Annotated in this window: 13 protein-coding genes; 9 read left to right on the top strand and 4 right to left on the bottom strand. The window is 66.5% G+C overall.

The window, feature by feature from the left end:
• Positions 1–19: 19 nt before the first annotated feature.
• Both CK944_RS06335 and CK944_RS06330 read left to right on the top strand, forming a co-directional pair.
• A complete protein-coding gene (locus tag CK944_RS06335) occupies positions 20–400 on the top strand; it encodes a CidA/LrgA family protein (protein WP_103172208.1) in 381 nt (126 codons plus the stop codon).
• The gene (locus CK944_RS06330) at positions 393–1,109 is read left to right on the top strand and encodes an LrgB family protein (protein WP_103172207.1); all 717 of its coding nucleotides are present in this window, start codon (positions 393–395) and stop codon (positions 1,107–1,109) included. The genes CK944_RS06335 and CK944_RS06330 overlap by 8 nt, the downstream gene beginning before the upstream one ends.
• A 123-nt stretch (positions 1,110–1,232) precedes the next feature.
• Here CK944_RS06330 and CK944_RS22845 read toward each other — a convergent pair whose 3' ends face one another.
• From CK944_RS22845 to CK944_RS06320, 3 genes are all read right to left on the bottom strand, one after another.
• Positions 1,233–1,691 (bottom strand): hypothetical protein, encoded by a 459-nt coding sequence (locus CK944_RS22845; RefSeq protein WP_146038613.1) that lies wholly within the window; start codon positions 1,689–1,691, stop codon positions 1,233–1,235.
• 306 nt (positions 1,692–1,997) lie between these two features.
• Entirely contained in the window at positions 1,998–2,534 is a 537-nt protein-coding gene (gene mog / locus CK944_RS06325) for a molybdopterin adenylyltransferase (RefSeq protein ID WP_103172206.1), read from the bottom strand.
• A 100-nt stretch (positions 2,535–2,634) separates the two neighbouring features.
• Positions 2,635–3,861: an argininosuccinate synthase gene (locus CK944_RS06320; RefSeq protein WP_103172205.1), complete on the bottom strand. Its 1,227-nt coding sequence runs from the start codon at positions 3,859–3,861 to the stop codon at positions 2,635–2,637.
• A 114-nt stretch (positions 3,862–3,975) separates the two neighbouring features.
• Here CK944_RS06320 and ilvA point away from each other — a divergent pair, with 114 nt between their 5' ends.
• Positions 3,976–5,250 (top strand): threonine ammonia-lyase IlvA, encoded by a 1,275-nt coding sequence (ilvA, locus tag CK944_RS06315; RefSeq protein WP_103172204.1) that lies wholly within the window; start codon positions 3,976–3,978, stop codon positions 5,248–5,250.
• 40 nt (positions 5,251–5,290) lie between these two features.
• Positions 5,291–6,592 (top strand): PP2C family protein-serine/threonine phosphatase, encoded by a 1,302-nt coding sequence (locus CK944_RS06310; protein WP_103172203.1) that lies wholly within the window; start codon positions 5,291–5,293, stop codon positions 6,590–6,592.
• Here the strand turns inward: CK944_RS06310 and CK944_RS06305 are convergent.
• Positions 6,589–7,032 (bottom strand): NUDIX domain-containing protein, encoded by a 444-nt coding sequence (locus tag CK944_RS06305; protein WP_103172202.1) that lies wholly within the window; start codon positions 7,030–7,032, stop codon positions 6,589–6,591. The genes CK944_RS06310 and CK944_RS06305 overlap by 4 nt on opposite strands.
• A 144-nt stretch (positions 7,033–7,176) precedes the next feature.
• Here CK944_RS06305 and CK944_RS06300 point away from each other — a divergent pair, with 144 nt between their 5' ends.
• From CK944_RS06300 to CK944_RS06280, 5 genes are read left to right on the top strand one after another with little or no spacing between them, the layout of a single operon-like run.
• Positions 7,177–8,190, top strand: a complete 1,014-nt coding sequence (locus tag CK944_RS06300) for an Hsp33 family molecular chaperone HslO (RefSeq protein WP_103172201.1) — start codon at positions 7,177–7,179, stop codon at positions 8,188–8,190.
• Positions 8,187–8,780, top strand: coding sequence for a CoA pyrophosphatase (locus tag CK944_RS06295; RefSeq protein ID WP_370463821.1), 594 nt, complete (start codon positions 8,187–8,189; stop codon positions 8,778–8,780). The genes CK944_RS06300 and CK944_RS06295 overlap by 4 nt, the downstream gene beginning before the upstream one ends.
• Positions 8,777–9,910 (top strand): CCA tRNA nucleotidyltransferase, encoded by a 1,134-nt coding sequence (locus tag CK944_RS06290; RefSeq protein ID WP_103172200.1) that lies wholly within the window; start codon positions 8,777–8,779, stop codon positions 9,908–9,910. Before CK944_RS06295 ends, CK944_RS06290 begins: the two co-directional genes overlap by 4 nt.
• A complete protein-coding gene (locus tag CK944_RS06285) occupies positions 9,907–11,751 on the top strand; it encodes an ABC transporter ATP-binding protein (protein WP_103172199.1) in 1,845 nt (614 codons plus the stop codon). Before CK944_RS06290 ends, CK944_RS06285 begins: the two co-directional genes overlap by 4 nt.
• Positions 11,748–12,986 (top strand): class I SAM-dependent RNA methyltransferase, encoded by a 1,239-nt coding sequence (locus tag CK944_RS06280; RefSeq protein ID WP_103172198.1) that lies wholly within the window; start codon positions 11,748–11,750, stop codon positions 12,984–12,986. The genes CK944_RS06285 and CK944_RS06280 overlap by 4 nt, the downstream gene beginning before the upstream one ends.
• Position 12,987: the final 1 nt, after the last annotated feature.

The following is a 12,987-nucleotide window of genomic DNA, read 5'->3' as shown; positions in this document are numbered from 1 at the left end:
TTCTTGCTAGCATCGCGTCATGATAAGCGCCCTGTCCCTGATTCTGGCCTTTCAACTGGTCGGAGAGATCCTGTCCCGCGCCCTGGACCTGCCCCTGCCTGGCCCGGTCGTGGGGCTGTGCCTGATGGTCGCGGCCTGCATCCTGCGCCCTGCCCTTGCCGCGCGCCTTCGGCCGACCGCCCAGGGCCTGCTGTCGCATCTGTCGCTGTTCTTCGTGCCGGCGGGCGTGGGTGTCGTGGCCCATTGGCCGGTGCTGCGCGACCACGGCATCGGGCTTGCGCTTGCGATCATGGGCTCCACCATTCTGGCGATCGCGGCAGGCGCCCTGGCCTTCCAGGCGGTGGCGCGGTGGACGGGGACGGTCGATCCCTCGGCATTGAAAGGGCGCGGCGATGACTGATCCGGCGCTGATCTGGTCCTATCTTGCGCAGGGGCCGCTGCTGTGGCTGACCGCGACGCTGGTGGCCTATGTCATCGGAGACGCGCTGTTCCGCGCGGCGCGGCGGCAAAGCTGGGCCAATCCGGTGCTGATCGCGGTGGCCCTGCTGGCGGCGCTGCTGGGCGCGACCGGCACCGATTACGCCACCTACTTCGAAGGCGCGCAGTTCGTCCATTTCATGCTTGGCCCCGCAACGGTCTGCCTGGCGCTGCCGCTGTATGACAACCTGCCCCGCGTCCGCCGCGCCGCCTGGCCGATGCTGGCGGGCTTGTTCGTTGGGTCCGGGGTGGCGATCGTCTCGGCCCTGCTGATCGCCCGCGCCTTCGGGATCGGGGAACCGGTGCTGGCATCCCTGGCCCCCAAGTCCACCACCGCCCCCGTCGCCATCGGCATCGCCGAACGGATCGGAGGCCAGCCGACCCTGACCGCCGCCCTCGTCCTGCTGACCGGCATCTTCGGGGCGATCATCGTGACGCCCGTGTTGAACGCGCTGCGCGTGAGGGACTGGCGCGCGCGCGGCTTCGCCGTGGGCGTCGCCGCGCACGGGATCGGGACCGCACGGGCGTTTCAGGTGAACGAGACGGCGGGCGCGTTCTCGGGGATCGGGATGGGGCTGAATGCGGTGCTGACGGCGGTGATTGCGCCGATGGTGGTGGGGTGGTTGGGGTGAGGAGTTCGCACCACCCAAAGAGAGTGCCTGCAGTTGAAGTATTTAGCGGACGTGAAATTAACACATCCTTAACGTATTCTATTTTACATGCAGCTACTAAGAGCTAGATATAAACATTGGAGCCTAACGTTGACCCCGAGGCTGGTTCCTACTTTTCGCCTTCTGAGCACGTCGCGCCTTACGATTTTCTGTGTAGGGCTGTTCTTGGGTGTGAGCATTTCCAATTTTGCTCACTTTCTTGGAAGAATTAGTAATTAACACATTTTCCTCCAAAGGCGAATTTTGTCCGAGCGCCTCTGAGATAGCTTGCTCAACATACTGCTTCATTTCTTTTTCTGAAATACTATCTCTTCCTTGCATATACGATAAATAAATCTGAACTACAGTAAGCAAGACCATAAGAAGGCTGGGCGCAAATTGCATCCAATCTTTCAAGGTAATAGCAGCATCAGGTGATATTTCTGATGCTTTCCGCAGAGCAGTCTCAGCCGTCAACTTATTTTCACTTACTTGCTTTGCAAGTGACGCGACAATGCCAAGAAGTTGGGGCTCTCTTTGAACAGAAGACAGCGCCTGAGCCAATCTCCCCCTAATTAGATACAGCCCATCATCAATCCGGGCTAAAGAGCCACAGCGGGGGCAACTTTCAACATTCTTAGATAAAGTAACATAGGCACTGCTAAATCCGAAAAACTCTGCGAATGAACTCTCAAAGACTAGCGAACACCGGGAACATGTAGCGAATATCGGCATCATAACCTGATCGGTAACTTGTTCCAATTGATGCTACAAGAACATCGTCTCGCGCTACAAGTGGCAGCTGACAGGAAAAAACATCGTCCGCAAGGTAATCAAAGTGACCTTTACCACTGAAAATTTAGGTAGTACTCATCCCTTCCCCGGCCGAAACGCCTTCACCTTCCCCGGATCCGTCTCCACCCTTGCCGCGCCAATCAGGTCCAGACAATAAGGCACCGCTGCGAACACCGCATTCAAACAGGTCGCGATCGCCGCAGGCTTGCCTGGCAGGGTGATGATCAGCGTCGCGTCCCTTATCACCGCCGTCTGCCGCGACAGGATCGCCGTCGGCACCTCGGCCAGGGAGGCGCGGCGCATTTCCTCGCCGAAGCCCTCCAGTTCCTTTTCGGCCACGTCCATCACGGCCTCGGGCGTCTGGTCGCGGGGGGCGGGGCCGGTGCCGCCGGTGACCAGGATCAGGTCGGCGCCGTTCTCGACCAGTTCGCGCAGGGTCGCGGCCACGCCCTCGCGCCCGTCGGGGACGATCACCCGGTCGATCTGCATGGGCGAGGTGATCACGTCGCGCAGCCAGGCCTCGGCGCCGGGGCCGCCCTTGTCCTCGTATTCGCCGCGGGCGGCGCGGTCGCTGACGGTGACGATGCTGATGCGGGCGGGACGGTCAATCATGGAGCGGGCCTTCTGCTGGACCGGGCCACTGTGGGACAGGCCTGCGCAAAAGAAAAGGCCGCGGGGACATGCCGCGGCCCTGGGTTCATGATGGGGCGGATTACCTGTTCCGCGCGTTGCGGTTCGCGACCAGCTTCAGGCGCAGCGCGTTCAGGCGGATGAAGCCTGCCGCGTCCTTCTGGTCATAGGCGCCCGCGTCATCCTCGAAGGTGACATGCGCTTCGGAGTAAAGCGACTGGTCCGACCAGCGGCCCACGCAGGAGGCAAGCCCCTTGTAGAGCTTCAGCCGCACGGTGCCCGAGACATGTTCCTGCGACTTGTCGATCAGCGCCTGCAGCATCTCGCGTTCGGGGCTGAACCAGAAGCCGTTGTAGATCAGTTCGGCATAGCGCGGCATCAGGCTGTCCTTGAGGTGGCCCGAACCGCTGTCCAGCGTGATCTGCTCGATCCCGCGATGGGCTTCCAGCAGGATCGTGCCGCCCGGCGTTTCATAGATGCCGCGCGACTTCATGCCGACGAAGCGGTTTTCCACGAAGTCCAGCCGCCCGATGCCGTGCTTGCCGCCCAGTTCGTTCAGGCGGGTCAGGATGGTGGCAGGCGACAGGGCCTGGCCGTCGATCGCCACCGCATCGCCGCGTTCGAAGGTGATTTCCACGAATTCCGGCTGATCCGGCGCATCCTCGGGGTTCACGGTGCGCTGATAGACGTAATCCGGCGCGGCCTCGGCCGGGTTTTCCAGAGCCTTCCCTTCGGACGAGGTGTGCAGCAGGTTCGCGTCCACGCTGAAGGGCGCCTCGCCGCGCTTGTCCTTGGCGATGGGGATCTGGTTCTGTTCGGCGAACTCGATCAGCTTGGTGCGGCTGGTCAGATCCCACAGCCGCCAGGGCGCGATGACCTTGATCGACGGATCCAGCGCATAGGCCGACAGTTCGAACCGCACCTGGTCGTTGCCCTTGCCGGTCGCGCCATGGGCCACCGCATCGGCGCCGTGCTGATGGGCCAGTTCCACCAGCCGCTTGGAAATCAGCGGCCGCGCGATCGAGGTGCCCAGCAGATACAGCCCCTCATAGACGGCATTGGCGCGGAACATCGGGAAGACGAAGTCGCGCACGAATTCCTCGCGCAGATCCTCGATATGGATGTTCTGGGGCGCGATGCCCAGCAACTCGGCCTTCTGGCGCGCCGGTTCCAGTTCCTCGCCCTGGCCCAGGTCGGCGGTGAAGGTGATCACCTCGCAGCCGTATTCGGTCTGCAGCCATTTCAGGATGATCGAGGTGTCGAGCCCGCCCGAATAGGCAAGGACGACTTTTTTCGGCGCGTCGGTCATGCGGTTAACCCTTCGGCAAAGTTTCCGGGGCAATACGGCAGAAGGCGCGGTGTCACAAGGGCCGGGCTGTGCTTCCCCTTGCCAAACGCGCGCTTTCGCGTCATGCGCAGGCGCATGGAAAATCCTGCCCTCCGCGACCCCGCCCTCAGCTTTCCCGAATGCGTCGCCCAGGCCGAGGCCGCGATCCGCGACCTGTTCGAGCCGACGCCCTTGCAGCGCAACGACCACCTGTCGGCCAAGTTCGGGGCGGACATCTGGCTCAAGCGCGAGGATCTGACGCCCGTGCGCAGCTACAAGCTGCGGGGGGCCTTCAACGCGATGCGCAAGCGGGTGACGCCGGGGGCGGCCGGGAACGCGCATTTCGTCTGCGCCAGTGCCGGCAATCACGCGCAGGGCGTGGCCTATGCCTGCCGCCATTTCGGGGCAAGGGGCACGATCTTCATGCCGGTGACGACGCCCAAGCAGAAGATCGACAAGACAAAGGTCTTCGGCGGCGACGCGATCGAGATCGTGCTGACGGGCGATTACTTCGACCAGACGCTGGCGGCTTCCCAGGTCTTCGCGGCCGAGCAGGACGCCCAGTTCCTGCCGCCCTTCGATTCGGCCGACGTGATCGAGGGCCAGGCGACGGTGGGACAGGAAATCCTGTGGCAGTTGGACGAGGCGCCGGATCTGGTGGTCCTGCCCGTGGGCGGCGGCGGCCTTGCGGCGGGCGTCACGCGTTACTTCGCGGATGTTGCGCCTGCCACGCAGTTCGCCTTTGCCGAACCGCTGGGCGGGGCCAGCCTGCAGGCGGCCTTGCAGCAGGGCGCGCCGGTCGCGCTGCCCGGCGTGGACAATTTCGTGGACGGCGCCGCCGTGGCCCGCATCGGCGCCCTGCCCTTCGAGGCGCTGCGCCGCTTTGCCCCGCAAGACGTTCATCTGGCGCCCGAGGACCGCATCTGCATCACCATGCTGGAGATGCTGAACACCGAAGGCGTGGTGCTGGAACCCGCGGGCGCGCTTGCCATCGACGTGCTGGGCGATCTGGGCGATCTGACCGGCAAGCGGGTGGTCTGCGTCTGCTCGGGCGGGAACTTCGATTTCGAGCGCCTGCCCGAGGTCAAGGAACGCGCCCAGCGTTTTGCCGGGGTGAAGAAGTATTTCGTGCTGCGCCTGCCCCAGCGTCCCGGCGCGCTGCGCGACTTCCTGGAGATGCTTGGTCCCGACGACGACGTGGCGCGGTTCGAATATCTCAAGAAATCGGCGCGCAACTTCGGCTCGATCCTGATCGGCATCGAAACCTCGGCCCCGCAGAACCTGATGGCGCTGAAGTCGCGACTGGACCACGCCGGTTTCGTCTATCGCGACATCACCAACGACGAGATTCTGGCAGAATTGCTGGTGTGATTTAACCGCCCCTTTACTGCCAAGGGGTTATCACATTTGCATGAAACGCACGAATCGCCTGTCCCCTGTTCTTGCCAAGCCGACCACCAACCGGCTGATACGGCGCGTGCTGATCGTCAGCCCCAGCGATGCCCAGCGACGCATCCTGTCCGTCCCCTTGCGCCGCGCACGCTATGAGGTGCTGGAGGCGGGATCGGTCGCCGATGCGCTGCAACTGTGCCAGCGGATCGAACCCGATATCGTGCTGTCCGACTGGATCATTCCCGGTGCGGCGGGCATGGAATCCGGCCTGGATCTGTGCCGCGCCTTCCGCACCGGGGAACGCAGCAGATACGGCTATTTCGTGCTGCTGACCTCGGCCCAGGATCACGAGGATATCGCCCGCGGGCTGGAGGCGGGGGCAGACGACTTCCTGGCCATGCCCGTCACCAAGCAGGATCTGCTGGCCCGCCTGGCCGCAGGCGAACGCATCCTGCGGGTCGAGGAGGATTTGCGATCCAGCAATGCCCAGCTTCGCGCCGCACTTGACCGGTTGCGCGATACCCAGGCCGCGATAGACCGCGACCTGCAAGAGGCGCGGAAGTTGCAGCAAGGACTGGTCAAGCAGCGATCGGGCCGCTTCGGTCCGATCCAGTTGTCGCTGCTGCTGCGGCCGGCGGGACATATCGGCGGCGATCTGGTGGGCTTCTTTCCCATCGGCGATGATCGGGTGGGCATCTATGCCCTGGACGTTTCCGGCCATGGCGTGACGGCCGCGCTGCTGACCGCGCAGCTTTCGGTCCATCTGTCCGGCTCGGCCGACCAGAATGTCGCGTTGCGCGCCGCCCAGACCGGAACCGATGCCGTCAGCCCGGCGGCGCTTGCGCATTTCTTCAACAACATGATGCTCGAGGAGATGGCGACCGACACCTATTACACGATGATCTATGCCGACCTGAACCATGTGACCGGCAGGTTGCGGATGGTCCAGGCGGGACACCCCCATCCCGTCCTGCAGCGCGCCGACGGATCGGTCCAGCCGCTGGGCAATGGCGGGATGCCGATCGGGGTCTTCGAACGGCCCGTCTTCGACGAGATCGACGTGATCCTGGAACCGGGCGACCGGCTGCTGATCTGCTCGGACGGCATCACCGAAGCCACGAACCCCGCGGGCCGCCTTCTGGGGGACGACGGGGTCGAGGCGATCCTGCGCACCAACGCCTTTCTGGGCGGGCATGTCTTTCTGGAATCGATGGCCTGGTCGGTGTCGGAATATTGCCGGGGCGAACGCCAGGACGACATGTCGGCCGTGCTGATCGAATATCTTGCCCCCGCCGAAACCGTGCCCCTGCCGCGGCGCTAGACCAGGTGCCGGAACCGGGCCAGGAACGCCCGCGCGCCCGGATCGGCCAGCAGGGTCATGGCCGCAAGCGGGCTGGCCCAATGCGCGCTGTGATGCGGCTCGGACGGGGGTGACAGGCGCAGGATGGGCCGTGCGATCCAGACATGGCACAGTTTTTCGGCATGGCGCCCGTAATCGGCCATGAAGGCAAAGCGGCGATAGGTGCCCAGCCAGCGGGGATTGCCGATGGTCCAGCCGGTTTCCTCGAACACCTCGCGGTGCAGCGCGCGCAGGCCGGTCTCTCCGGCGTCGATGCCCCCGCCCGGCAACTGGTATTCGGGTTCGGGCGCAGCCTGGCGGGTCAGAAGCAGCCGTCCCTCGCGCACCAGAAGGCCATAGGCCCCCGGTCGCAGGGGGTAAGGCTGCCCCCGCCTGGGGGAATGGCCGTATCGGCGGATCATGCGGACTCCGGGTTCGATGGCTTTCCCTTAGCGCAGCGGGACGCCGCGCAAAAGCCACCCCCTTGGGATCGCCTGCAAAGTTCCTATATTGGGCGCGACCCGGCCCGCCACCCTGCGGGCCTGCCCCGATTTCAGGAATATCGCATGAGCAAGATCAACCAGATCGCGTGGGACGACACGGTTTTGCCGTTCCAGCTGGACCGTTCGGACATTCGCGGCCGCGTCGCACGGCTGGACGGGGTGCTGGATCACATCCTGTCGCGCCACGACTATCCCGCGCCGGTGGGTGCCCTGGTTGCCGAACTGGCGCTGCTGGCGGCCCTGATCGGCCCCACCGTCAAGCTGCGCTGGAAGCTGAGCCTGCAGGTCCGCGGCAATGGCGCGATCCGCACGCTGGCCGCCGATTATTTCGCGCCCCAGCAGGACGGCGCCCCGGCCCGCATCCGCGCCTGGGCCAGTTTCGATGCCGACCGCCTGGACGGCCGCCCGCCCTTTGAACAGGTGGGCGAGGGGTATTTCGCCATCCTGATCGACCAGGGCCAGGGCTCGTTGCCCTATCAGGGGATCACCCCGCTTTCGGGCGGATCGCTGTCGGCCTGCGCGCAGACCTATTTCGCGCAATCCGAACAGCTGCCGACCCGGTTCCAGCTTGCCAGCGGCGCATCGCGCTTGTCGGGACAGGACAGCCGGTGGCGCGCCGGCGGCGTGATGCTGCAAACCCTGCCGGCGACCCCGATGCAGGGCGAAGGGGGCAGCGGCGAAGGCGGGCTGATCCAGGCCGCCGACATCCTGCAAGGCGCGGAATCCGAAGATTGGAACCGCGCCAACATGCTTCTGGACACGGTCGAGGTGCTGGAGCTGATCGGCCCCTCGGTCGGGCCGACCGACCTGCTGCTGCGCCTGTTCCACGAGGAAGAACCCCGTGTCTTCGACGCGCAGCGGGTGGAATTCGGCTGTTCCTGCACCTCCGACCGGGTTCGGGAAACGCTGTCGATCTATTCCGCCAAGGACATCGCGCACATGACCACCGATGAGGGCATCGTGACGGCCGATTGCCAGTTCTGCGGCGCGCATTACGAATTCGACCCCCACAGCCTGGGGTTCGAGGCGACGGTGGATGCCGAGGGCCAGCCTCTGCCCGACAGGGCGGCCGAGTGATCCCGGCCTGGTCCGAAGACCTTCTGCGTCAGGCCCTGTCGGTTCCGGCAGGGCCTAGTTCGGATTACGACCTGAACCCGGACGTGGCCCCCTTGCCGGGTTCCCTGCGCCCGGCGGGGGTGCTGGCCGCGTTCCACGAGGATGACGGCCGCCTGATCCTGACCAAGCGTGCCTCGGGTCTGCGCCATCATCCCGGCCAGATCGCCCTGCCAGGTGGCAAGGTGGATCCGACCGACGCCGATGAGATCGCCGCAGCCCTGCGCGAGGCGCGCGAGGAAGTGGGGCTGGATGCCGCCCAGGTCGATCTGCTGGGCACCCTGCCGCCGCACCGCACCGTGACGGGCTTTGCCGTGACCCCGGTCATCGGGATTGTCCGGGGCGCCTTCCAGCCCCTGCCCGAGCCGGGCGAGGTCGAGGAGGCCTTTGCCCTTCCCTTCGACCATGTCGCCGATCCGTCCCGCTACCGGGTCGAACGCCGCCGCTGGCGCGAGGGCTGGCGCAGCTATCACGCGGCGCCCTTCGGTCCCTATTACCTTTGGGGCGCGACCGCGAGGATCCTGCTGGGCCTGGCCAGAAGGATCCGGGCGTGACCCGGCTTCCCGAACAGGTCATGCAGGATCCTGCGCTGCAATCGGTCTTCGACGCCATCGAGGCGGGCGGGTATCGTGCCTGGCTGGTCGGGGGCGCGGTGCGGAACGCGCTTCTGGGCGAACCGGTGGGCGACCTGGACCTGGCGACCGATGCGCCGCCCGGCGTGGTGACGCAACTGGCCCAGGCGGCGGGCCTCAGGCCCGTGCCCACGGGGATCGACCACGGCACGGTGACGGTCGTGTCGGACGGCCGGGGGTTCGAGGTCACGACCCTGCGCCATGATGTCAAAACCGACGGGCGACATGCCGTGGTGGCCTTTTCCGACGATCTGGACCAGGACGCGCAGCGGCGCGACTTTACCATGAACGCGCTTTATGCCGACCGGCATGGCGGGGTGATCGACCCAGTCGGGGGACTGGACGACCTGCGCGCCCGGCGACTGCGCTTTGTCGGCGATCCCGCGCAGCGCATTGCCGAGGATTATCTGCGCATCCTGCGCTTCTTCCGCTTCCTGGCCTGGTATGGCCGGGACGCCGATCCCGCTGCCGTGGCGGCCTGCCGGGACGGCCGGGACGGGCTGGACGGGATTTCGCGCGAACGGATCGGGCAGGAACTGCGCAAGCTGCTTGCGGCCCCCGACCCCGTTCCCGCCGTGCGGCTGATGCAGCAGACGGGTGTTCTGGACAAGATCCTGCCCGATGCGACGCCGGACAGGCTTTATGCGCTGCAATCCCCCGCGCATTGGCTTGCGCGTCTGGCGGCGCTGTCGCAGGGGGACCTTGCGGATGCCTTGCGCCTGTCCCGGAATGAGGCGCGCGATCACCGCGCGCTTGTGACTGCCCTGATGCAGGGCTGGTCCTTCAACCGCATCGCCTATCATCTGCGCGGCGATCTGGCCGATGCCGCCGCCGCCCTGGTCCAGACCGCCGGGCCACGCGAAGGCTGGGCCGAGGCGCGAACCGCCGCGCGGTCGCTGCCGATCAGCGCCGCCGACCTGCAACCGCATCTGCAAGGCCCCGCCCTTGGGCGGGCGCTGAAGGCCGCCGAGGATGCCTGGATCGACGCGGGCTTCGCTTTGCCCGCGCCCGCGTTGATCGACATCGCCCTGCTGGCCGGAGAGACCGCATGACCCTGCACCACCGCCTTGGCCGCCTGATCGACGCCTTCCGCCCGGCGGACGGCCCTCCACCCGCCACGCTGCTGGCCTTCTTCCGCTGGTGCCTGTCGGGCGCCTGGGGCGGGCTGGGGCTGGCGGGCATCGCCTCGGCCTTGGGCGGGGTTGCCGACGTGGTGGCCGCCGTGCTGCTGGGCTGGGTGGTGGATGCCATCGCGACGGGCGATCCGGGCGCCTTCTGGGGCCAGAACAGCCTGCTGATCGCGGCTTTCGTGGGCTTCTTCCTGCTGCTGCGGCCGCTGATCTTCGGCTTTTCCACCGCGACCAGCAGCGTCATCATCGGACCGAACGTGCTGCCCTTGGTCCTGTCCCGGATCCACCGCTGGACCATGGGCCACGCCGTCGCCTTCTTCGACAACGATTTCGCGGGGCGGCTGGCGCAGAAGCAGATGCAGACGGCCCGCGCCGTCACCGACGTTGCCTCGGAAATGGTGAACGTGGTGGCCTTCGCGCTGGCATCCGTGCTGGGATCGGCGGCCTTCCTGGTCTCGGTCGATACCTGGGGCGCGGTTGCGCTGATCCTGTGGATGCTGGCCTATCTGGGCCTGATCCGGTTCTTCCTGCCGCGCATCCGGGCGAAATCCGGCGCCCGCGCCTCGGCCCGCGCGATGATCACCGGCCAGGTCGTCGATACCATCACCAACATCAAGACCGTCAAGCTGTTCGCCCATGCCGAACACGAGGATCGGGCGGCCCTTGGCGCCATGGCGGGCTTTCGCGAACGCGCGCTGGATTTCGGCGTGGTCAGCAGCACCTTCCGCATGTCGCTGATGGTGATCGCGGGCATCCTGCCGGTGATCCTGGTCGGCGGGTCGATCATGCTGTGGCGGCAGGGCCAGGCCACGCCGGGCGACGTGGCGGCTGCGGGCGCGATCGCCATGCGCCTGTCGCAGATGACCGGCTGGGTCAGCATGGCGCTGATGGGCATCTGGGGCAGCGTGGGCGAGGTCGAGGACGGCATGAAGACCCTGTCCCCGGCCCATGCCCTGACCGACGCGCCCGACGCCCTGCCCCTGGACCGGGTCGCGGGACGCATCGACTTCGATCACGTGGGCTTTGCCTATGGCCGCGACGAAGGGGGCCTTGCCGACATCGACCTGCATATCCGCGCGGGCGAGAAGGTGGGCATTGTCGGCGCCTCGGGTGCGGGCAAGTCCACGATGGTGGCGCTGCTGTTGCGGCTTTACGACGTGGAAAAAGGCGCGATCCGCATCGACGGGCACGACCTGCGCGAGGTGACCCAGGAAAGCCTGCGCCGCCAGATCGGCATGGTCACGCAGGAAACCGCGATGTTCAACCGATCCGCCCGCGACAACATCCTGTATGGTCGCCCCGGCGCCACGCAGGCCGAGATCGAGGCAGCCGCCAAGGCGGCCGAGGCGCATGACTTCATCCTGACCCTTCAGGACCATCAGGGACGCAAGGGCTATGACGCGCATCTGGGCGAACGCGGGGTCAAGCTGTCGGGCGGGCAGCGCCAGCGGATCGCCTTGGCCCGCGCCTTCCTGAAGGACGCCCCGATCCTGGTCCTGGACGAGGCCACCAGTGCCCTGGACAGCGAGGTCGAGGCCCAGGTCCAGGATGCCCTGTCCCGCGCGATGAAGGGCAAGACGGTGCTGGCCATCGCGCACCGCCTGTCCACCATCGCCGAACTGGACCGGATCATCGTCATGGATGCGGGCCGGATCGTCGAACAGGGCAGCCACGGGCAACTGCTGGCGCGAGGCGGGCTTTACGCGCGCTACTGGAACCGGCAATCGGGCGGCTTCCTGGGGACCGAGGAAGCGGCGGAATGAGTCTTTGGCATGTCGAACGCCTGGGCCGTCGCGGCGACGGGGTGGCGGTTGGTGAGGCGGGCCGCGCCCTGGCGCCCCTGACCCTGCCGGGCGAACAGATCGAGGGCGAAGCCGAAGGGGGGCGCATCGCCGCGCCCCGCATCGTCACGCCCTCGCCCGACCGGGTGCGGCCCGTCTGCGCGCATTACCGCGCCTGCGGGGGCTGTTCGCTGATGCACGCCTCGGACGGTTTCACGACCGCCTGGAAGCGGCAGGTGGTGGAAACGGCCCTGGCCGCGCGCGGCTTGCCCGCGCCGGTGGAAGGGGTCCATGTCTCGCCCCCCCGGTCGCGGCGGCGGGCGGTGCTGTCGGGGCGGCGCACAAAGAAGGGCGCCTTGGTCGGTTTTCACGCCCGCGCATCTGACGTGATCGTGGATCTGGCCGAATGCCACGTCATGCGGCCCGAGATCACGGCTGCCCTGCCCTTGCTGCGGCGGATCACCGTGGCCGGCGCCTCGCGCGGCGGCGAATTGTCCATGACGGTGATCCACGGCCCCGCCGGACTGGATGTGGCCGTGACTGGCGGCAAGCCGATGGATCCCGCGCTGTTCCAGGACCTTGCCGCGCTGGCGGATGAAGGCGATCTGGCGCGGCTGACCTGGCTGGATCAGGCAGGGGACGGCCAGTCGATCACCCGTCGTCCGCCTGCCCTTCCCATGGGCCTTGCGCGGGTCGTGCCGCCTCCGGCGGGCTTCCTGCAAGCAACGCTTGAGGGAGAAGCCGCGCTGCTGGCCGGGGTTCAGGCTGTCACGGCGGGCGCCATGCGAATCGTCGATCTGTTCGCAGGATGCGGAACGTTTTCGCTGCCCCTGGCCAAGGGGGCAGCGGTCCATGCGGTCGAGGGGCTGGCAGCCCCGTTGACCGCCCTGGACGCGGGGTGGCGGGGCGCCCCCGGCCTGAACCGCGTCACGACCGAGATTCGCGACCTTGCCCGCCGACCGATGCTTGCCGATGAACTGAACCGGTTTGACGTAATCGTGATCGACCCGCCCCGTGCGGGGGCCGAGGCGCAAGCCCGTGAAATCGCGGCCTCGCGCATCGACAAGATAGCCTTCGTGGCCTGCGATCCGGTGAATTTTTCAAGGGATGCGCAGCTTCTTGCCATTGGCGGTTTTACGCTGACCCGGCTGTGGGTGGTCGATCAGTTCCGATGGTCCCCCCATGTCGAAACCGTGGCGGAATTCGCCAGAACCTAGC

It is taken from the genome of Paracoccus sp. SY, assembly GCF_002901215.1.
GTDB lineage: Bacteria > Pseudomonadota > Alphaproteobacteria > Rhodobacterales > Rhodobacteraceae > Paracoccus > Paracoccus acridae.
This window is presented reverse-complemented; position numbering and strand designations above follow the sequence as displayed.